The sequence below is a fragment of the Chitinophaga arvensicola genome (genome assembly GCF_900110835.1).
In the GTDB taxonomy this organism is placed as follows: Bacteria; Bacteroidota; Bacteroidia; order Chitinophagales; family Chitinophagaceae; genus Chitinophaga; species Chitinophaga arvensicola.
Genome location: NZ_FOJG01000001.1, coordinates 1,982,351 through 2,003,533, shown reverse-complemented (window position 1 = coordinate 2,003,533; position 21,183 = coordinate 1,982,351). Strand labels below are relative to the sequence as shown.

Genomic DNA, 21,183 nt, shown 5'->3' with positions numbered 1-21,183 from the left:
GCAAGCGCCCGGAAAAAATAATTACTGCTCAGATTCCACCAGCTGGTAGATCGCTGGCAGGTTTCTTCCCAGGCCGTCGTAATCCAGACCGTATCCTAACAGGAACTTATTGGGAACGGAAAAGCCGAGGTAGTCTATTTTAATAGGGTGTACCATGGCATCCGGCTTGGTGAGCAGGGAAGCCACGATTAATTTCTTAGGTTGCTGATGCTCCAGTTGAGGCAGGAACTGGCTCAAAGTTTTGCCTGTATCTACAATATCTTCCAGAATCACCACGGTACGGCCGAAGAGATCTTCGTCCAGACCGATGGCCTGAATGATATTGCCGGTAGATTTCATGCCTTTATAAGAGGCCAGTTTAATAAATGAGATCTCCGCCTCAATAGTGAGGTATTTAAACATATCTGCGGCAAACATAAAGGAGCCGTTGAGAATGGCGATAAATAAAGGGCGCTCTCCCTTCAGATCTGTGTTAATCTGTTCCGCCATTTCCTTAATCCGCTGCTGCAGTTCTGCTTCACCGATATAAGGCTGGAACGCTTTGTCATGCACCTTGATCACTGACATAATACTTCTACATTTCCTTATTTAACAATTATCAGCAAAAAAAGATCGCTGCTTATTTACTTACCAGCAGGCGCTGACCGATTTTGATATCGAAGCCCTGGAGGTTATTCCATTCCTGTAACTGTGTAACAGACTGGTTATACATTTTAGCAATGCCATACAGTGTTTCCTTTGGCTGTACATCGTGGTATTGCGTATTAGACCGTTGTGCCGGCGCGGGTTTAGGCGTAGCTGGTTGTGATTGTGGCTGCGGCATAGACGCTTTTGGCGTGCCTGCAGTGCCACCGGAGGTAGTCACCGTACCTGCTTTTTTCAGGTCTTCTATCATAGCTACCGGTACGCCGCCTTGCGGAGCAGGCTTTATTTCCGGTACGGCAGTGCCGCCAGTGGTATTTTTGGCTACTTCTTCCTTGATGCCATCCAGTGCTTTGCGCGGGGAGAAATCTTCCGGTGGTTCCTGGTCTTCTTCTTTCAGCACCCGGGTATTTTTTGCCAGGCGGGGAGCGGAGGAAGCAAAACCATCGAGTGTTAAACGCTGACCTGCAGCGGGTTCCTCGCCTTCATTCATTTTATTACGACGGCGTAACCATCTTAACTGCACCCCTTCTGCCTGGGCTACATCGTGCATGGTTTCCCCGTTTACAACCGGGTGGAATTCCTTGCTGCCTCTTTTGCTTTTCTTTTGCAGGAAAACGATCATATCCTTTTTAGGAGGATTGTCATTTTCCAGGTCGTTGAAACGCACCAGTTTACGCAAACGCATATTGCGCTGGTCGGCCAGCTGGATGAGGGAAGTACCTGCTTTTACGTATACCGCTTTACGGCCGTTGATTTCAAAGATTCCTTTAGGGAAACTGCCGGGCGTTTGTTTGGTAGTAGTAGTGGTATTATGATTTTTTCTTCCGGGAGATGTTCTTGTTTCTTTCTCCGTTACTTCTGCATACTGTGTTTTATCGGTAGCAGCGCCGCCATCGGAAGGATCTTTCCCCATGGCAATGAGGGTATATTGCTGGAGGTTATAGTCCTCAATTACTTTGATGAGCTGTTGGGGATATGTTTTATTGGTAGCATATCCTGCCTGTTTGAGCCCAAATGCCCATGATTTATAGTCATCTCCATCGAACTGGAAAAGAAAGGAATAGCGTGGATTGGCGTGGAGGAAATCGGAGTGGTCGCGGTAAGAATCGCGGGCGGTTTCATATACCCGGAAACATTCCTGGGCAGCGTCATCGTCGTATTTGATGGTTTTACCGGTCCAGGTATTTTTACATTTAATACCGAAGTGGTTATTTGACTGCAAACACAGGGTACCGTTGCCGGATTGTGTTTCTACAATTCCCTGCGCCAGCTTGATGGCGGCAGGCACGCCTGAGCGGCGCATTTCCTCGATGGCTAAGTTTTTATAGGTAGCAATGTACTGCTGGGTCGTAATGTTCTGTGCGTGCAGTACGGTAACTAAGCCAATAAGAAAACTGACTGTCAATAAGAATTTTCTTACTTGCATGTATGTTCGGATTTAATGGGCGATTATTTCTTCCTGATCATCAATACACCATCACGGATGGTCACTAACACCTGTTCGGCGCGGTCGTCTGCCAGCACTTTTTCACAAAACCGGACCATGGCTTTTGCCTGTCGTCCCTGTTCATTCTCCGGATCCAGCACCTGTCCGTGATACAGGACATTATCTGCCAGGATAAAACCGCCAGGACGCAATTTCTCCCATACCAGGTCATAATATTGTTCGTAACCGGATTTGTCCGCGTCAATGAACACCAGGTCGAATACTTCGTCCAGTTGTGCGATAACATCAGCGGCTTTACCGATATGCATTTTTATTTTGTCCGCATTCCCGCTTGCCGAGAAATAGCGCTGACAAAGGGTTTCCAGTTCTTCGTTGATATCTACCGTATGCAGGATGCCGTCGGGCGTGAGACCTGCAGCCAGGTAAATAGCGGAGTAGCCGGTGTAGGTGCCCAGTTCCAGGATGCGCCGTGGCCGGATCATATGACTGATCATGCTCAGAAACTGTCCCTGTACCTGTCCGCTCAGCATATGCGGCAGCTCCACTTTCAGATGCGTTTCCCGGTTCAGCTGATACATCAATTCACTCTCCGGAGTGGTATATTTTTCTGAATAGGCCTCTACTGCTGCCGGTATAAGCTCCATATATAAAATTTCTGCAAAGCTAAGGAAAAGCGGCTAACTGTCAGCCTACTGCTTTCAACGGAAAAAGCGGATATATCCATAAACGTTATTTCACCGGGTTTTATTCTCTCCGGCGGTACGTTCACGTATATCCGCTTTTCCGGCCCTGGGGCTGAATTATCAGAAATTCGGTCTTAATTTATTGGTGGTATAGAAAACGCGGAAATACTCCACCACTTCTTCTGCTGTGTCAAATAACTGCAGCAGGTCGAGGTCCTGTGGATTGATATTGCTCTCTTTTTCCATCATCACATTGCGGATCCAGTCCAGGAGGCCACTCCAGTATTCACGGCCTACCAGTACCATCGGTGTTTCTTCCATTTTTTTGGTCTGGATCAGGGTGGCTACTTCAAAGAATTCGTCCATAGTACCAAAGCCACCGGGCATCATCACAAAACCCTGGGAGTATTTGGTGAACATGACCTTGCGGACAAAGAAGTAGTCGAAATTCAGGTTATTTTCCGGATCGATATATACATTGGGATGCTGCTCATGTGGCAGGGTAATATTAGCACCCACTGATTTACCATGTGCGGCCTGGGCCCCCTTGTTGGCGGCTTCCATTACGCCCGGGCCACCACCAGTAATAATACCAAAACCTTCTTCAGCCAGTTTGGTAGATATTTCCAGGGCCAGGTCGTAATATTTATTGCCTGGCTTGGTGCGTGCAGAACCAAATATAGAGATGCAGGGTCCTATTTTAGCCAGCTTCTCAAACCCTTCAACAAACTCCGCCATAATCTTGAATATCTGCCAGCTGGAATGCGCTCTTGTTTCCGTCCAGTCTCTTTCTTTTAGATTCTTTATACTACTGTTCATGCGACTGCTTTTTTATTATGCTATAAAACACTTATCCACGCAAGCACGTGGAACAATGTAATTTATATAATAATTGGCTTAAAGCGACGGCATCCGGCACAAAAAAAGCAGGTAACTATATAGAAACCTGCTTTACATTTAACACGTTATGAACGTGCAGCGATGTTTAATAAACATCGCTGCAGAAACATTGCTAATGCTGGCAATCAAAAAAATAAATGATGTTGAAAATTCTTTAGATAGTACTATCGTTTTTTATCAACAGGAATTCTCATAACGCTTAACCTCCATTAATTTATAAATTATTTAAGCAATAACCTAATTTATATTTATCGAGGTTACGCAAAGGCCTGTACGTTGTTCACTACTTCTTCTGCCAACCCGAAAGACAGTGTCATACCGGCTCCGCCGAGACCGTTAACGATCGTTACATTTTTTTCAGGAGAGAATACCAGGTCTGTTTTGCCATTCGTCAGTTTAGGATAAATGCCATGCCATTGTTCCTGAATAGTGTATTCCGGCGCCTGCAGAAATGTGTGCATATACTGCAGAATGAGATCATTGATAAATGCTTTGTCAAATGGTTCGAAATCCGGACCATATTCATGTGAGTCACCGATCGTCAATTCACCGGCGCCATTCTGAGAGATCAGCAGGTGAATACCCCATTTCACATAATCCGGCATTTCCTGTGCGAAGCGCTGTTTCAGTGGTTCCAGCGTTTTGCAGCTATCGAAAGCGGCATAGTGAGCGAGGGTAAGACCTGCGCACAACGCGGGTCCCAGCTGCCAGTTGCCTGGTTGCGGAATAGTGCGCATCATCTGCAGTTTGCACTTTTTCAGTGGAGCAGCCGCAAACTCAGCAGGGTACAGGGTTTCAAAGTCTGCGCCGCTGCATACAAACACTTCTTCCACTTTCCAGCGTTCGTCTTTTGTTTCGATGTAAGGCATGCTGATGCCATTTACTGCGGTACCAAAACGCATGGTTACCTGCATATTTTCTTCCAGGTGTTTGGCAATCGCAGCACTGGCCTGGCGTGGGTTTACCGTCATTTCGGTAGGACTCCATAATGCGCCGAGCAGTCCGTTTGTTTTCACTGCCTGTGTATATTTTCCTATCTGTGCGGGTGTGATCAGTTCTGCGGTGTAACCGTTGCCAAGTGCGCCCTGTGCAAATTCTTCCAGCACAGCCAGTTCATCATGGGCGTAGGCGAGATGCAGAGAACCTGTTTCCTGGCACTGCAGCCCGGTAGCTGCGGCCAGTGTTTTCCAGGTTCTACGGCTGCGCATGGCGCGGTCATACATTTTTCCGGCGGTTTGCCCTACTGGCCATACCAGTCCGAAATTACGGATAGAAGCACTGATGGCTTTACTATTCCGTTCAAATAAAACAACTTTCCTTCCTTTTGATGCGAGCTGATAAGCCATAGCCAATCCTACTATGCCCGCACCTATTACTGCTACATCTGCCTGTTGCTGTTGCATGATATAAAAATTAGAAGATAGATAGTAATTCGTCCAGGGAAGCTACCAGGTGGGTATGCGGCCCTTTTTCCAGTTCTTCGCGGGTATATGCGCCGGTGGTTACACCAATTACATAGCGGCATCCGGCGTTGGTACCTTCTTCCAGGTCGGAGATGGTGTCGCCTACTTTCGCTACAGACTGGATACTGCGGATTTCCAGCTCTTCCATGATCCTGTAAATCATATAAGGATACGGACGGCCAAAGGCAACCTGGTCGCTGGTAGCAACGGCATCAATTAATCCCTGCTGCTTCCATCCTACCCTTTCCAGGATCACGTTGGTAATGGCCCTGTCGAAGCCGGTATCCAGTGCTATTTTGATGCCTTTTGCCTTTAATGCAGCAAAAACGGCAGAAACGCCCTCTTTCTCCCGTATAGCGGGATGGTTGGCATAATGCGCTTTCATGTCTGTCACAAAGCGGGCATGCAGCTCCTGGATAAAGGTCTCATCGGAGTAGCGGCTATCTTTCTGTTGCTGTAAAAGATAGCGGATGGCGTATGGCTTGGCATATCCCATTACTTCGTTTACCTGCTCCAGGGTTACAGATACGCCCGCCCATTGGATGGTTTGCTGCAAAACCTTTGCTACATTGGATTCATCGTGCAGTGTAGTACCTGCAATGTCAAAAACAACTAATGCTATTTCCATTATTCCTGTGTATTAATATGCCGCAAAGTTAAGTACTTAGTAAAACAATGTTTAGCATTTATAAACATTTAACATGCGGATAATACACGAACAAAAAACCGGATCACCTTTGCAGATGATCCGGTCGATATCTTCCGAAAAAATTATTTAGAAACCAAGTCCTGCTCCAACCCGGTAAATCAGGCTGTTGTTGTAAGGAGAACGGTTATCCTGGATCACATCATAAAGAACAGAAATACCTATACCAACCCTGCCGCCAACGCTCTGGGTATAACCTGCGCCTACCAGCAGGCTGGGCACACCATAGTTGGTTTTAAAGGTTTGTTTCTGGTTATTGTCCAGGTAATAGGTAGAATTCTGTGTCACAAAATTATACTCCGGCTGGATATGTATAAACACCATTGAGAACGGATAAACCCGGCCCCAGATACCACCACCGAAAATGGTGTATTTATCCCGCTGAATAGTATTACCGGTATAATAGTCACGTGATTTAAACTGGCCGTACTGCGCGTTTATATTGACACCCGCCGCGATATAGTCGGAGAAGCGATAACCCACCAACGGGGAGATATCCACATTGGTATAATCGCCAAACACCATCCCTAAAGAGCCTCCCAGCACCAGGCGGGAAGGATCAAAGCCCTTATGGGTCATCGTGTCTGTTTTATAATACTGGGCATGCACCAGTTGTGCCGTGGCCAGAAAGAGAAAACATATCAATAAACGTTTCATGGTCAGATTTATTAAGTTTAACTATTTACCCGGAGAAAGGTTTAACAATCAAAAATTTTACCCCGGTTTAATATATTCTTCGGATCAAAGATCTGCTTTATTTGCTTCATGAGCTGCATGGAGGTCTGATCAAAAATGATATCCATGTAATTCTTCTGCACAAGGCCAATACCATGCTCACCGGAGATGGTGCCACCCAGTTTTTTCACCAGTTGAAAAATTTCACGTATACCTTCCGTGAGGGTACCATTCCACTGTTCTTCCGTGAGGGTGCCGCGAATAATGTTTACATGGAGATTCCCATCGCCGGCATGACCATAACAAACCGAATGGAAGCCATATTTCTGACCGATTTCTTTCACGCCCTTCAATAATAACGGCAATTCTGCACGGGGCACTACGGTATCTTCTTCTTTATAAACGGAATTGGCTTTTACCGCCTCTGCTACCCGGCGGCGCAGTTTCCATAGTTCATCTTTCTGTTGGGAATCTTCCGCAAACAGGATCTCCCCGATATCAAAACCCTCTACGACACCAGCGATTCCTTCCATTTCCTGCATAAGTACTTCCGGGTAATTACCGTCTACTTCTATGAGCAGGTGGGCCTGTATGTCGTCTTCTATCTTAACAGCGCTGCTTTGCACGTACTGGGATACCCAGTCGATCGCATCCCTTTCCATAAATTCCATAGCGGAAGGAGTATAGCCAGCCCTGAAAATAGCGCTGACTGCCTCACAGGCACTTTCAGCGGAGCGGAAAGGCACCAGCATCAGCAGGTCATTTTTAGGCAGGGGGATCAGGCGTAATACTATTTTGGTGACAATGCCCAGAGTACCTTCGCTGCCTACTACCAACTGGGTGAGATTGTAACCAGTGGCGTTTTTCAGCACATTGGCGCCGGTCCAGATGATTTCTCCATCAGGCAACACCATTTCCAGGTTCAGCACATAATCCTTTACCACACCATATTTCACGGCTTTCGGGCCACCTGAGTTTTCTGCGATGTTACCGCCAATAAAACAGGTGCCACGGCTGCTCGGATCCGGTGGATAAAACAGGCCTTTTTCTTTTACAGCGTTTTGTAATTCCTCGGTGATCACGCCTGGTTCTGTTATTACCTGGAGATTTCTTTCGTCGATGTGGGTAATCCGGTTAAACCGTTCCATGGAGATAAGTACGCCACCAAACTGGGCCAGTGCACCACCGCTGAGGCCAGTACCGCCGCCACGGGGAGTTACGGGTAGTAATTCCTGGCTACACAGGCGCATAATACGACTTACCTGTTCGGTGGTATCCGGTTTTACCACTACTTCCGGGAGATAATGCAGGTCCTCAGTTTCATCCTGTGCATAACGGGCCATGCTTTCTTCGTCGGCCAATACGTATTGTGTGCCGGCTATTTCGCGTAATGCCGCTATGTGAGCGGCAGTTACTTTATTAAACGTTGTCATGAAACAAAAATAATCATAAAGCCGGTTAGGTGGTAATATCCGGCGGGTTAAAAAGATGGGCAGATCGTAGATCTCCTGGCGTTGTTGAAACTACGGTTGCTGTAAAGCCCCGTGAATACAACGCCCAGCTCATAAGCACCCCGCCGGTTATTGGCGGCCGATAAACTGGAAGTGGTGATATCGTAGTTAAACATGAGTTTAATAGCGTTTATCTGGTATCCCACCAGGAAAATAGCGGCATCATTGGCGCGGTAATACAACCCGCCATACAACTGCTGTACACCATCACCGGAAAGATTATAGGCTGCATTCGCGCCCAGCATCAATTCCCTTGCACCGGCCTGTGTAGCATAATAAGCCGCCGGATTGAGGATTACCTTATCGCTCATTTTCAGGCTGGCATTTAAAAATCCGATATACCTGCGGGGTACGGTGTTGTTGCCATCGAAAAATGTTTCGCGGGGCGTATTGATGTGCTGCACCGAAAAGCCGGCGTTTACATAGATATTATCGTTAGGGAAATATGCGTAGTTCAAACCTGCCTGCAGGTCAAAATAATTCACGCTGCTGGATGTGATTGGCTCCCCGGTGGGGATCTGTGAATCGAAGAACTTCCCGTTCCACTGATCGGCGAAAGTGAGCTTGGTAATATCTACACGTTTACCGGCAGAACCTACGTTAAATCCGGCGGATAATAAGCTGCTGAACCCAAGCAACTGGTGATACGCGATAGAAGCGTATCCTTTGGTAGATGTAAGATTACCGGCGCCGGCCACATCACGTAGCAATACGCCACCAATGCCCACCCAACCATATTCCAGCTGGTCGCGGAAGAGTTGAAAGTCGCCATATGCCGACATAGTCCGGTAAGGCACCGGAACACTGGTCCACTGATCGCGGTAATTAATACCAAGCCGGTAGTTCCCGTCAGGAATAAAGCCGGTATTGGCTGGGTTAGTTGTCAATGGCGAATTAAAAAACTGTGAGAAGTGGAGGTCCTGGGCCAACCCGCTACTCATGGAAACAATTAATAAAACTGCCAGACATGTTGATAACTTAACAATCTGATTCATGGCTCATCATCTTAACAAGGTTACACTTCCTGATCTGTTGCCTTTGGTGCCATCCGTAAATTCAAGATTTACGATATATGCGTAGACGTCCATAGGTTGAACTTCTCCTTTAAACCGGCCATCCCATCCGATCTGGGGATCTGAACTTTCAAAGATCAACTGACCCCAGCGGTTAAATATTTTAAGATTGAATTTGGTCGCTCCGAAAGCTTTCACATAAAACGTGTTGTTTTTTCCGTTTGGTGCGAAGGCATTGGGTACATCAAACAATGGTACTACTACGGCACTTACTTCCTGGCACTTGGTATCCGTACATCCGTCACTGTTAGTAACAGTCAGGCATACGTTATAGGTGCCGGTTCTCAGGTATTGGTGACTTGGATTTACCTGAGAAGTGGTATCCCCATCGCCAAAGTTCCACAGGTAATGCACGGCATTCTTTGAGTCCCTGCTATCAAACTGCAATGGGGTATTTTCTACCGCTTTAGTTGGTGAGAAAGTAAAAGCAGCTACCGGCAAGGGGGCTACATTCACCACCACTGTAAAACTATCTTTCTTGTTGCAGGTATTCGGGTCATTCACGACCAGTTTAACTGTTACAGGACCTGCCACATTAAATTTATGGATCGGGTAAGGATCAGTAGAGGTAGAGTTATCATCACTGAAAGTCCAGAGGAAAGTTTCACCACCCAGTGTGGTATTTTCCATCTGTATTTCTGTGCCCACACAGATAGTTCCCGGATCTGTAAAACTGGCCACTACGTCTTTGGCCACACGCAGGGTATAACTGATGGTTTGCGGGGCGTTACAGAAATTGGTATCCACCAATGTAAGGGTGGCGTTATAAATGCCGGCTGCTTTGTACGCATGCCTTAGCGGGAAAGTATCTATACCTGTATAGAAAGGCGGCGTACCATCTCCATAGTCGAGAATAAAAGAGCTGTCGCGGAACTGCGCAGCAGGTGTTGATTCATTGGTGAATTCATACAGCAGGTCTTCACAGGCACCTACACGTTTTGCTTCAAACTGAAGTTTTGCTTCATTGTTACCCAGCTTCACAGTTACATAGGCAGTGTCTGAACCATTACAACTTTTATCATCAAACTTCACCATGCGTACCCGGTAAGTACCTACCTGCGTGAAGTAGTGGGAAATAGTGTCTCCTCCGGGGCCGGTAGTAATGATGGGCGTATTATCATCAAAAAACCATTCATACCGTTGTGCCGGCAGATGGGTAGTATCTTCAAAGTAGATCCTTTCCGGTGCGCAGTAGTTAGTGCGGCGGTCTTTGGTTTTTACACCTGCTTTTACCCCATCCAGGTTGAAGGCAATTTTCAGCGCGCCAAAGTTGCAGGAAGCAGGTGGCGTGCTGGAATAAGCACCAGGCGTAGTGGGATAACGGGGTTTAGAGCCGTTGCTGCTCACATTACACCAGGCACAGATGCCCTGGTAAATAATTCCGTTCCGGTCGAAGCGGCTGGTACCGCCGTCTACGTGTTCATACAATCCGTTTCCACCGAAGTAGCTACCGTACAAAGGACCCTGTGTAGGACTGAAGCGTACGGCATCCCGCTGGAGCACATAAAAATAAAAATCCCATCCGTCAGTGCTGCGTTGCAGTGCATCTGTGGAGGTAGTCATGCCCCAGGTACCGGAATTGGGGTATTTCAGGCCGATATTGATACCTCCGCCCCATCCGGACACGTATACGTTTTCGCAACGGTCGACCAGGAAAGCGGTGGGAGAAATATTTGGAGAGGTAACACTGTTCCTGTTTTTACCAAAAGTGGTAGAATACACAAACTTCGTCAGGTCTGGTTGTAACTTGGAGATAAACTGGAGGCCATTTTCATTGTAGCCGTCGGCGCTGAGGAGCTGTATGGGCCAGGCACCTTCGGTGGTGCCCATTACATATACAAAACCTTTTTTATCCAGCTGAATACCATATACCTGGTCGGCTTTACCGTTATCGGAGCCGAGATAGGTTCCCTGCAGGATGGATTTACCATCATTGGTAATGTGTACAACGAAACCATCGCATATGCCACCGGTATACTTTGGATTGAGGCTACCGGCAGTTGCGGGGAAGTCGTCGCTGGCGGTACCACCGGCTACGTACAAGGTACTGAGACCATTTAATGCAATCACATATGCGGCATCTTCTTTAGAGCCGCCCAGGTAACTGGCCCATACGATGTCCTGGCAGAGTGGATTTATTTTCATGACCACGCCATCCTGGGAGCCTTTGTTGGCGGCCTGGAATACGCCGGCGGTTACGGGGAAGTCGGTAGAGCGGGTACAGCTGGCCACGTAAATATAGCCGGCATCATCCACCACTACTTCACTGCGGGCGTCGTCGCCGTAGTTGCGTAGCAGTATCCAATCGCCGCCCTGACGATCTGTTCTCATATTTACGCCATCGTCGCCGGTACCGGCAATGATGAGTGAGCCGATGATCCCACTGCCAAGGGCATTTAATTTAGTCACAACAATATCCCATCCGCCGCGGGTTCCCTTCACTGCAGTGCTGGGATAATCGCTGGAAGTGGTTCTGCCGGATATAACCAGGTTGCCCTGCTGGTCTACAAATAAGCTATGGGGTTGTTCCTGGCCGTTTCCGCCGATATAGGTGGCATATACGAGCCTGGTACCATTGGGATTGAATTTAGAAATGGCAATATCAAATGTTCCGCCGCCATATACGCTTTGTACAGCGCCCGTTGTTACCGGATAGCCGGAACCGAACACAATACCACCGCCGTATAAATTACCGGCAGCATCATAGGTAGCGGTGAATCCCCAGTTGTCGGAGCGGGATCCAGATACGGTCGAGAACACGTAAATGGGATCTATGACCAGTGGGTATGCAGCGTTGTAATCTCCCGAAATTTTAAAACCGAGCTTATTCCCGTTAAGCCGGTAAGCTACTTTTACGGTTATACGCTGATTGTTGATATACTGGTAAGCAAAGGGTAATTGTTCGATCACATCTCCAACGGTGGTATGAACATATAACTGTCCTTTTTTTAATTCCATGCCGGTGGCGCCTTCATATACCATCTGGATATTATCCGGATTGGCGCCGGGATGTACGATCAGGTCGTATTTCAGCTGTGAGCCTTCTGAGTAGATATGAGCGTCGATGCCGCTGTACAGGGAATTGTAATTAATACCCTGGAAAGTGCTCACGTTGGAAGCCCATTTGGTACGGTCATTCCCGATGAAGTAATTGCTTTTGGCTTCCTGTTCCTTTTCCGGTACTATCTCTACATTTGGATTGGCGTTGACAAACGTAACGTTATAGGCATGTCCGCGTACATCGGGAATTTTACCGGGTCTTGGAGGAGGCTGGCCATTACCGGGATCTCCGGGTTTTGGCGCACCAGGCTTAAAAGCCGTTTTAGGAATAAACACGGCGGTATCACTGCGGTGTGAATGGCCGTGCACATATTCATTGAGGTTCCACAGGTCTTCCTGGCTCATCATCAGGAAAGTAAACCCTGTTTTTTTGAGGAAGATAGCGGCGCCATCCAATTCTGTTTTGTAAATGACGTCCCTATCCCATTGACCTTTGTTCTCAATAAAATTCAACGGTGTGAAGTTGGTGCGCGATTGCTGCGCCTGGACCTGGAGTCCGGGGAGCAAAAGGCAAATCATCCATCCAATAAGGCCAGTCGGGAAGGTAAATTTCAACGGGATCAGATTTATTTTATTCGTAAAAACTAATATAATACTATAAACGCAGAAGCCTGTCAAATTGTTACGGCCGGGAAAAGCACAAAAACTTCTGAACTAAGTGTAAACAGGTTAAATGGGAAACAAGGTATATCTGAGCTTCAGTAGCTTTTATACTTTATTAATTCGTTCATCAATTAATAAACGTAAAAATCATCAGGAAATTTTACTCCAGATAGATTTACTTCGCTGGGCGGCCAAAAATTCTTTTAGTGCCTGATTTTCAGGCAACAGCAAATCGGTGTCTTCTTCCAGGATCTTTTCAGCGCTGGCGCGGGCAGCATCAAGGATGGGTTTATCAGCGATAATGTCGGCCAGTTTGAAGTCCAGCACCCCGCTCTGGCGGGTACCTTCAATATCACCCGGGCCTCTCAGTTCCATATCTTTTTCAGAAATAAGGAAGCCGTCGTTGGTTTGCACCATTACGTTGATGCGTTCCCGGGAATCCTGGCTGAGTTTATTGCCGGTCATGAGTACGCAAAAGGATTGTTCTGCACCGCGACCTACCCTTCCTCTCAGCTGGTGAAGCTGGGAAAGGCCGAAGCGCTCGGTGCTTTCTATCACCATCACGGAGGCATTAGGAACGTTAACGCCTACTTCAATCACAGTGGTGGCTACCATGATCTGGGTATCACCAGACACGAAGCGCTGCATATTGGTTTGCCTTTGTTCTGCGGGTTGCCGGCCATGAACCATACTGATATAAAACCTGGGTTCCGGGAAAAAGGCCTTTACTTCTTCATATCCTTTCATCAGGTTTTCGTAGTCCAGTTTTTCGGAGTCTTCAATCAGTGGATATACGATGTAAGCCTGACGGCCTTTCTTTACTTCTTCCTTTATAAAATCCATTACCTGCGGACGTTGGTATTCCGTGCGGTGAACGGTGGTAATTGGTTTACGGCCGGGCGGCATTTCATCTATGACTGATACATCGAGGTCGCCGTAGATGGTCATAGCCAGTGTTCTCGGTATAGGCGTTGCCGTCATCACCAGGATATGAGGTGGTATGGTATTTTTTTCCCATAGGCGTGCCCGTTGTGCCACGCCGAAACGGTGTTGCTCATCTACGATGGCCATACCGAGGTTTTTGAATTCCACTTCCTTTTCCAGCAAGGCATGTGTACCCACGAGGATATCGATGCTGCCATCGAGCACGCCGGCCAGTATTTGTTTGCGGGCTTTTCCTTTGATACTGCCGGTGAGCAGCGCCACCTTTACTTCCGTTTTCTCCAGTAATTCGGAAATGCCTTTAAAATGTTGCTGGGAGAGGATTTCCGTGGGCGCCATGAGGCAGGCCTGGAAACCGTTATCTTTTGCCAGCAGCATCGAGAGCAGCGCCACCATGGTTTTGCCACTTCCTACGTCCCCTTGTAGCAGGCGATTCATTTGCCGGCCATGAACAGTATCTGTTCTTATTTCCTTCAACACCCTTTTTTGTGCGCCTGTTAAAGCAAAAGGGAGATGATGATTGTAGAATTCATTAAAGGATTCGCCTACGGCGCCGAACACAAAGCCATGCGATTGCTTATGTCTTTTGAGTTTCAGGCGGCAGATACGGATCTGGGCGATAAACAATTCTTCGAATTTCAGGCGCCGTTGCGCCAGTCGCGCATCATCTTCACTGGCAGGCATATGGATCCTGAAATAAGCCATAGACCTGGGCATGAGGCGATACTGCTGCAACACATCCAGCGGAATATTTTCCCTGATTTCAAGGGGGGATAATTGTTCCAGTAAGTTCTTTGTAAGTTTTCCTATAGCCTTTGCCGTTAGTCCGCGTGCCTTTAGTTTTTCAGTGGTGTAATACACTGGTTCGAGGAATTGTTTGCCGGTGGCAATTTCCTCTGTAAGCAGATCCAGTTCCGGATGAGCGAGCTGGGTAACACCATTGAATACGGAGATGCGGCCAAATACCAGGTAGCCGGTATTTTCGCGCAGCGATTTCTGCATCCATTGCCAGCCCTGGAACCATACCAGGTCGATGGTACCGGTTTCGTCTTTGAAGGTAGCCACCAGCCGTTTGGAGCGGTTCTCCCCCATTACTACCATATTCACAATTTTCCCACGAATCTGTACAAAGTCTTCGTACCCGCTGAGAGAGGCGATTTTATCAATCTTGGTACGGTCTACATAGCGGAAAGGAAAATATTGCAGCAGATCGCCAAAGGTATATACTTTGAGCTCTTTGCGCAGCAGTTCCCCTTTCTGTGGGCCTACGCCTTTCAGGTATTCTATCGGGTTGGATAATATGGCAGTAAAAGTAGAAATGGCTATTCCAGTTTTTATGAAGGACAAAAATAAAACAGGCAAGTGGTAAAAAATCACCACTTGCCTGTTTTAGTAAAAAACAATTATATACTATTCGGCGACAGCATCTACTTTTCCTTCCACGAACTGCTTCATCCATTCGGTAGTAACAGATTTTGGTCTTTCCAGGGAAAGGCCCAAAGCTCTGTCCCAGCACAGGGAAGCCAGTACGCCTAATGCGCGTGACACACCAAACAATACGGTGTAGAATTCATATTCTACCAGGCCGTAATGAACCAGCAATGCGCCGGAATGTGCGTCTACGTTAGGCCATGGGTTTTTCACCTTACCGAGGTCCTGCAGGATTGGCGGAACGGTTTCGTATACCATCCATACAATCTTAACCAGTTCATCGTTTGGCAGGTGTTTCTTTGCAAACTCCATCTGTGCGGTGAAGCGTGGATCTGTTTTACGTAAAACGGCGTGACCGTAACCCGGTACTACTTTACCTTCTGATAAGGTTTTGCGTACGTATGCTTCGATCTGTTCTTTGGTAGGAACACCACCACCCAGTTCTTCGCGCATCTGGAGGATCCACTTGATTACTTCCTGGTTAGCGAGGCCGTGTAAAGGACCAGCCAGACCGTTCATACCAGCGGCGAATGACAGGTAAGCATCGCTCAGGGCGGAACCTACCAGGTGAGTCGTATGTGCGCTCACGTTACCACCTTCGTGGTCAGCGTGAATCACCATATAGAGGCGCATCAGTTCTTTGAAGCCTTCATCGGAGTAACCCAGCATGTGTGCGAAGTTACCTGCCCAGTCGAGCATGCCGTTAGGCTGGATATGCTGACCACCTTTATATTTGCGGCGGTAAACATAAGCTGCGATACGTGGCAGACGGGCGATGAGGTTCATGGTGTCCTCGTAAGTATAGCTCCAGTAATCTTTTTTATTGATACCTTCTGAGTAAGCGTGTGCGAAAGATGATTCGGTTTGCAGCGCCATGATACCCACGTTGAACATGGTCATCGGGTGAGCAGTGATCGGTAATGCTTCAATAGCATCAAATACGTGATTGGGTACATGAGAACGACGACCCCACATGCTGGACAGATACTGCACATCTGCTTCTGTAGGTAACTCTCCGATCAGCATCAGGTAAAATAAACCTTCCGGTAATGGTTCTGCACCACCGGGTGCTTTTGGTAAATGTTCCCTTAATTCCGGAATGGAATATCCACGGAAGCGGATACCTTCATTGGCATCCAGCAGGGATGTTTCGGTTACCAGGCCGGTAATACCGCGCATACCCTGATAAACCTGTGCCAGTGTAACGTCCTCAATTTTTTTGTTGCCGTGATTCTTAATTAAGTCTTTTACTTCAATGTTAAGTTCATCTGCTTTAACCTTGAATTTCTCTTTTATGTACCCCATTTTACTGCTATTGTTATGAATGAAAACAAAATCGATCAATAGTCAAAAGTAATGATTTGTTAACGAAGTTACCACCCTTTAGTGGTATTTAATGCCAAATTAACAACGACTTTCCAAAGGAAATACAATGCGACAGTGTTGCATTGATGCCTTATAACTATATAATAACAAACATCTTACATTATTAAAATAATACGTATTTATACAGACGTTAAAGAAATGTAAAATTTTCAGAATGAATTGAAAATATTGAAAGAAAAATCTGCTGATTTTTCTTTGTGCGTAAGAGAAACAGGCGTTTTTGTGAAGGAGCAATCGATAACAAAAGCAGTAACGCCTTTCTTTCCTTGCAGAAAAAAAGGCGTTACTATATACGAAGTTATCTTATTCACAACTCATTTCGGTGCCCTGCGATACAGGTAAAGTGCCAGTAAACCGAATAAAATATTCGGGATCCACACTGCCAGCAAAGGATTCAGATCGGCTTTTACAGAGAACACGGTGGCAAATTGCAGGAATATAATGTAGCTGGCACTGATCACGATCCCCACTGCCAGGTGCAACCCACTGCCTCCTCTTACCTTTTTCGCGGCAATGATACCGCCAATGAGGGTGAGGATGACTACCGCAAATGCGGCGGAAGTTCTCCGGTAGTATTCTACCCAATAGGTGTTCAATCCTTCTGCGCCCCTGATACTTTCTCTTTGAATGTATCTTCTCAGGTCGGGGGTGGTCATGGCTTCCTGCAGGTTCTTTTCTTCCACGAGGTCTTTTGGTACCAGGGGTAGTTTCAGGAGGGTATCCTGTTTGCTGCTCCAGACTTCTTTGAGACCGTTCATGGTGCGCATGGTCACGTAATCGAGCTTCCACTTTTTGGCGGTGGAGTCCCAGCTGATACGATCAGCCTTCATTTTGAACGTCATGTTTTGTTTATCCACTACGCTCAGTACGAAGCTGCTGCCACTTTTATAGTTGGGATCGTAGGTACCGAAAGTAACGTAGGTAAAGCTATCGATACGGGTAGTACGGTCGTATTGTGATTTTTCGTCGTCGTGACTATGCAGGTATTTATTTTCAAAGCCGGTACGGATGCGGTTCGCATTGGGTACCACCCAGTAGTTGGCCAGCCAGAGAATACCTCCGAACAGGATGGCGCCATACCAGTAGGGACGCAAAAAGCGGCGGAAACTGACGCCGGATGCGAGGATGGCGATGATCTCCGAGCGGTAGGCCATCTTGGAGGTAAAAAAAATCACCGACAGGAATATAAACAGCGGAAATAATAAAGCCAGGATGTGCGGAATAAAACCAAAGTAATAATCCACTATGATTTCATGCAGGGACAGGTGGTGCTTCATGAAGTCGTCCACCTTTTCCGTGGTGTCGATCACCACAGAAATCAATAGGAATATCATCAGGGAGTAAATGAAAGTACCTATGAGCTTGCGTAAAATGTACCAGTCAATTTTAGTCATCATGACTCCAAAGATATTAGTTTATTTTATAGTCCGAACTTTTACAGGCGTGTTTTCAGCTGATTAACCATGCTGGTTTTCCAGGTAGCGAAAGTTCCGGCCAGTATTTGTTTACGGGCTTCTTTCACCAGTTCGAGGTAAAAAGCAAGGTTGTGAATACTGGCTAATGTCATGCCCAAAATTTCCCCGGCTACAAACAGGTGGCGGAGATAAGCCCTTGAATACTGACTGGTGGCGAAGCAGGGGCTATTGGCATCAACCGGACTAAAATCAGTTGCCCATTTCTTGTTACGGATGTTGATTACACCGTTCCAGGTAAAGAGCATACCGTTACGGCCGTTGCGGGTAGGCATTACGCAATCGAACATATCGATACCCAGGGCGATGTTTTCCAGGATATTCCAGGGAGTACCTACGCCCATGAGGTAACGGGGTTTATCTGCCGGGAGTACTTCACATACGTGTCCGCACATTTCATACATTTCATTTTCCGGCTCTCCTACACTGAGGCCCCCGATGGCGTTGCCGGCGCAGTTGCGGGAGGCAATGTATTCGGCAGAGGCTTTACGGAGATCTTTATAGGTGCTGCCCTGTACGATCGGGAACAGGGTTTGTTCGTGACCGTAGGCGGGTTGCGTTTCGCCAAGTCGCTGGATGCAGCGGTCGAGCCAGCGGTGCGTAAGCTCCATTGACTTACGGGCGTAGCGGTATTCAGATGGATAAGGCGGGCATTCATCAAAGGCCATGATAATATCGGCGCCGATGGTGCGCTGGATGTCCATTACATTTTCGGGCGTGAAAAGATGACGGGAGCCGTCGATATGCGACTGGAACACCACGCCTTCTTCCTTGATTTTGCGGTTGGCTGCGAGGGAAAACACCTGGTACCCGCCGCTATCGGTAAGAATAGGCCGGTCCCAACCGTTGAATTTATGTAAACCACCGGCCATGGATAATACTTCCAGTCCGGGTCTTAAATATAAATGATAGGTATTGCCCAGGATGATCTGCGCCTGTACGGCGTCGCGCAGTTGTTCCTGCGTAACGGCCTTTACGCTGCCCACGGTACCCACCGGCATAAAAATGGGGGTTTCGATTTCTCCGTGGTCGGTAGTGATCTTTCCGGCCCTGGCATTGCTGCCACTATCTGTTGTAATCAGTTCAAAATTCACGCTTTAATATTTCAGGCCGCAAAGATATTGAAATGAAGTGAAGATCGGCGGGGAACGGAAGGCGTTCGGCTGCCTGTTCATAATTAATTCTTTTACAGATAATAAAAATATTATATTTTTGCGGGCATTATGCTGGACCATCTAGGTGAAATTGCCTTATACTTTTTTGCTGCCGTAGCAGGGATACAGATCATATATTTTCTTTTTATCTTTTCCCGGGTAGCTTTCTATAGACGTAAATTTGACCTGGACCACACACCGGACGGGCCTTTTTCAGTCATCATCTGTGCCAAGGATGAAGAATTGAACCTGCAGAAAAATCTGCCGGGCGTATTGCAACAACGTTATCATCAGCACATGAAGCCTGAGTATGAGGTGATTGTGGTAAACGATAACTCTGAAGACGACACCAAATACTACCTGCGCTCTATCGAGCCGGGTTATCCACATTACCGTCATATTGAGATCAAGCAGGCTGCCAAGTTCATTCCCGGTAAGAAATACCCGCTGTCTATCGGCCTGAAAGGCGCCCAGTTTGAAAAAGTACTGCTCACGGATGCTGATTGCAAACCTGGAAGTACTTACTGGTTGTCGCTCATGAGCCAGGGCTTTACGGACCAGAAAGAAATTGTACTGGGCTATGGCGCGTACCATAAAAAACCTGGTTTTCTGAATAAGATCATCCGGTATGAAACTTTCTTCAGCGCATTACAGCATCTTTCCTTTGCCATGAGCGGTATGCCTTACATGGGTGTGGGCCGCAACCTGGCTTACAAAAGGGAATTGTTCTTTAAACATAAAGGCTTTACAAGCCACCAGCATATTGCCAGCGGCGACGACGACCTGTTTGTAAACACGGCCGCCAATCGTAAGAATGTGGGCGTAGTGATCGATAAACAGGCCTTCACCTATTCAGAACCGAAGCAGAGCTGGAAAAGCTGGTTTCGCCAGAAAACCAGGCATATGTCTACAGGCAAGCATTACCGTTTTGGCCATAAGTTTGTGCTGGGCTTATTTTCACTGACGCATTTCCTTTTTTATCCTGCCTTTATTTTCGCGTTGTTTTTCCCGCCTCCGATGCTCTGGTATGTACTGGGTATTTTTGGCGGTAAAGTACTGATACAGTCCGTGATCACTTATGCTGCCATGCGCAGACTGGATGAAAGCGATCTCTTTAAGTTCAGCTGGCTGATGGATATCTTCATGGTGCTCTATTACATTCTGCTTACACCTGCTTTGATGTTCAAAGCAAAGACCAATAAATGGTAAGAATAGCTATTTTTGCCGCATGGAAATTATTTTAAAGTATTTCAGCGACTTTACACCAGAACAGCTGTCGCAGTTTGAGGCGCTGCAGGGATTATACCAGGAGTGGAACGAAAAGATCAATGTGATCTCCCGTAAAGATATAGACGCCTTGTATGAAAAGCACGTATTACATTCACTTAGCATAGCCGCCATAGCGGATTTCCAACCTGGCACCCAGATCCTCGACCTGGGTACGGGCGGCGGGTTTCCGGGTATTCCCCTGGCGATCTTTTTCCCGGAAGTACAGTTTCACCTGGTAGATTCTATCGGTAAAAAGATCAAGGTAGTGGAAGGAGTAGCCGAAGCCTTACAACTGAAAAACGTAACTGCGGCGCACAGCCGGGTGGAAGATATTAAAAACCGGAAGTTTGATATAGTGGTATCCCGTGCCGTGGCCCCCCTGGGAGATCTCTGGCGCTGGAGCAAACATGTAATGAAAAAATCCACTGTTCCGGGCAAGCAGTTTGAAAAGGGATTGATCTGTCTGAAAGGGGGCGATCTGGCCCAGGAAATTTCTGAAAGTGGCTTAAAGCCCCGCCTGGTGAAGGTGTATGATATTTTTCCGGAAGAAAGCTTCCAGGAGAAATTTGTGGTGCTGGCAAAAAGTTAGCCGGCTCCCCCGCTTTGGGCAGCCAGTCATACAAAATATAACGGCAGGCCGGAATGCTAAGTCCGTAGCACCCTGTATTGCAGCCCTGGCTGCCCAAAGCCAAACCTGATCTGTGTTACCCTTTTGGCGAAGTTCCTTTTTATTCCGCCGATGTACTATTCTACCCCTGATACT

At 47.2% G+C, this 21,183-nt stretch carries 16 protein-coding genes; 2 read left to right on the top strand and 14 right to left on the bottom strand.

Annotation, left to right across the window (positions count from 1 at the left end):
• Positions 1–21 precede the first annotated feature (21 nt).
• The 14 genes from hpt to tgt all read right to left on the bottom strand — a co-directional run bounded on the left by hpt (position 22) and on the right by tgt (position 19,091).
• Positions 22–567, bottom strand: a complete 546-nt coding sequence (gene hpt / locus BMW79_RS08525; protein ID WP_089893160.1) for a hypoxanthine phosphoribosyltransferase — start codon at positions 565–567, stop codon at positions 22–24.
• Between the two features lie 52 nt (positions 568–619).
• On the bottom strand, positions 620–2,071 hold the full coding sequence (locus tag BMW79_RS08520) for a glucosaminidase domain-containing protein (protein WP_089893157.1): 1,452 nt from the start codon (positions 2,069–2,071) through the stop codon (positions 620–622).
• Between the two features lie 23 nt (positions 2,072–2,094).
• A complete protein-coding gene (locus tag BMW79_RS08515; RefSeq protein ID WP_089893154.1) occupies positions 2,095–2,736 on the bottom strand; it encodes an O-methyltransferase in 642 nt (213 codons plus the stop codon).
• A gap of 159 nt (positions 2,737–2,895) precedes the next feature.
• Positions 2,896–3,594, bottom strand: a complete 699-nt coding sequence (locus BMW79_RS08510) for an LOG family protein (RefSeq protein ID WP_089893151.1) — start codon at positions 3,592–3,594, stop codon at positions 2,896–2,898.
• A 338-nt stretch (positions 3,595–3,932) separates the two neighbouring features.
• Positions 3,933–5,078: a TIGR03364 family FAD-dependent oxidoreductase gene (locus BMW79_RS08505; protein WP_089893148.1), complete on the bottom strand. Its 1,146-nt coding sequence runs from the start codon at positions 5,076–5,078 to the stop codon at positions 3,933–3,935.
• A 10-nt stretch (positions 5,079–5,088) separates the two neighbouring features.
• Positions 5,089–5,766 carry a phosphonatase-like hydrolase gene (locus BMW79_RS08500; RefSeq protein ID WP_089893145.1) on the bottom strand — a complete coding sequence of 226 codons (678 nt, stop codon included), beginning with the start codon at positions 5,764–5,766 and terminating at the stop codon, positions 5,089–5,091.
• Between the two features lie 147 nt (positions 5,767–5,913).
• Positions 5,914–6,501 carry a hypothetical protein gene (locus BMW79_RS08495; RefSeq protein ID WP_089893142.1) on the bottom strand — a complete coding sequence of 196 codons (588 nt, stop codon included), beginning with the start codon at positions 6,499–6,501 and terminating at the stop codon, positions 5,914–5,916.
• A gap of 41 nt (positions 6,502–6,542) precedes the next feature.
• Positions 6,543–7,952, bottom strand: coding sequence for an FAD-binding oxidoreductase (locus tag BMW79_RS08490; RefSeq protein ID WP_089893138.1), 1,410 nt, complete (start codon positions 7,950–7,952; stop codon positions 6,543–6,545).
• 47 nt (positions 7,953–7,999) lie between these two features.
• The gene (locus tag BMW79_RS08485; RefSeq protein ID WP_089893136.1) at positions 8,000–9,025 is read right to left on the bottom strand and encodes a PorP/SprF family type IX secretion system membrane protein; all 1,026 of its coding nucleotides are present in this window, start codon (positions 9,023–9,025) and stop codon (positions 8,000–8,002) included.
• A 6-nt stretch (positions 9,026–9,031) separates the two neighbouring features.
• Positions 9,032–12,718, bottom strand: coding sequence for a DUF7948 domain-containing protein (locus BMW79_RS08480; RefSeq protein ID WP_089893133.1), 3,687 nt, complete (start codon positions 12,716–12,718; stop codon positions 9,032–9,034).
• A gap of 198 nt (positions 12,719–12,916) precedes the next feature.
• A complete protein-coding gene (recG, locus tag BMW79_RS08475) occupies positions 12,917–15,055 on the bottom strand; it encodes an ATP-dependent DNA helicase RecG (protein WP_245752419.1) in 2,139 nt (712 codons plus the stop codon).
• 63 nt (positions 15,056–15,118) lie between these two features.
• A complete protein-coding gene (locus tag BMW79_RS08470; protein ID WP_089893131.1) occupies positions 15,119–16,444 on the bottom strand; it encodes a citrate (Si)-synthase, eukaryotic in 1,326 nt (441 codons plus the stop codon).
• A 395-nt stretch (positions 16,445–16,839) separates the two neighbouring features.
• Complete coding sequence (locus tag BMW79_RS08465; protein WP_089893128.1) at positions 16,840–17,922, bottom strand: LptF/LptG family permease; 1,083 nt, start codon at positions 17,920–17,922, stop codon at positions 16,840–16,842.
• A 38-nt stretch (positions 17,923–17,960) separates the two neighbouring features.
• The gene (tgt, locus tag BMW79_RS08460; RefSeq protein WP_089893125.1) at positions 17,961–19,091 is read right to left on the bottom strand and encodes a tRNA guanosine(34) transglycosylase Tgt; all 1,131 of its coding nucleotides are present in this window, start codon (positions 19,089–19,091) and stop codon (positions 17,961–17,963) included.
• Positions 19,092–19,220: 129 nt separating this feature from the next.
• On the opposite strand from tgt, the gene BMW79_RS08455 reads away from it, so the two are divergent.
• A complete protein-coding gene (locus tag BMW79_RS08455) occupies positions 19,221–20,360 on the top strand; it encodes a glycosyltransferase (RefSeq protein WP_089893122.1) in 1,140 nt (379 codons plus the stop codon).
• Between the two features lie 19 nt (positions 20,361–20,379).
• A complete protein-coding gene (rsmG, locus tag BMW79_RS08450) occupies positions 20,380–21,009 on the top strand; it encodes a 16S rRNA (guanine(527)-N(7))-methyltransferase RsmG (protein WP_089893120.1) in 630 nt (209 codons plus the stop codon).
• The last annotated feature ends 174 nt before the right edge of the window (positions 21,010–21,183 follow it).

Coding starts and splice junctions, on each gene's coding strand:
- hpt (WP_089893160.1), bottom strand. CDS start 567: ATGTCAGTGATCAAGGTGCATGACAAAGCGTTCCAGCCTTATATCGGT.
- BMW79_RS08520 (WP_089893157.1), bottom strand. CDS start 2,071: ATGCAAGTAAGAAAATTCTTATTGACAGTCAGTTTTCTTATTGGCTTA.
- BMW79_RS08515 (WP_089893154.1), bottom strand. CDS start 2,736: ATGGAGCTTATACCGGCAGCAGTAGAGGCCTATTCAGAAAAATATACC.
- BMW79_RS08510 (WP_089893151.1), bottom strand. CDS start 3,594: ATGAACAGTAGTATAAAGAATCTAAAAGAAAGAGACTGGACGGAAACA.
- BMW79_RS08505 (WP_089893148.1), bottom strand. CDS start 5,078: ATGCAACAGCAACAGGCAGATGTAGCAGTAATAGGTGCGGGCATAGTA.
- BMW79_RS08500 (WP_089893145.1), bottom strand. CDS start 5,766: ATGGAAATAGCATTAGTTGTTTTTGACATTGCAGGTACTACACTGCAC.
- BMW79_RS08495 (WP_089893142.1), bottom strand. CDS start 6,501: ATGAAACGTTTATTGATATGTTTTCTCTTTCTGGCCACGGCACAACTG.
- BMW79_RS08490 (WP_089893138.1), bottom strand. CDS start 7,952: ATGACAACGTTTAATAAAGTAACTGCCGCTCACATAGCGGCATTACGC.
- BMW79_RS08485 (WP_089893136.1), bottom strand. CDS start 9,025: ATGAATCAGATTGTTAAGTTATCAACATGTCTGGCAGTTTTATTAATT.
- BMW79_RS08470 (WP_089893131.1), bottom strand. CDS start 16,444: ATGGGGTACATAAAAGAGAAATTCAAGGTTAAAGCAGATGAACTTAAC.
- BMW79_RS08465 (WP_089893128.1), bottom strand. CDS start 17,922: ATGATGACTAAAATTGACTGGTACATTTTACGCAAGCTCATAGGTACT.
- BMW79_RS08455 (WP_089893122.1), top strand. CDS start 19,221: ATGCTGGACCATCTAGGTGAAATTGCCTTATACTTTTTTGCTGCCGTA.
- rsmG (WP_089893120.1), top strand. CDS start 20,380: ATGGAAATTATTTTAAAGTATTTCAGCGACTTTACACCAGAACAGCTG.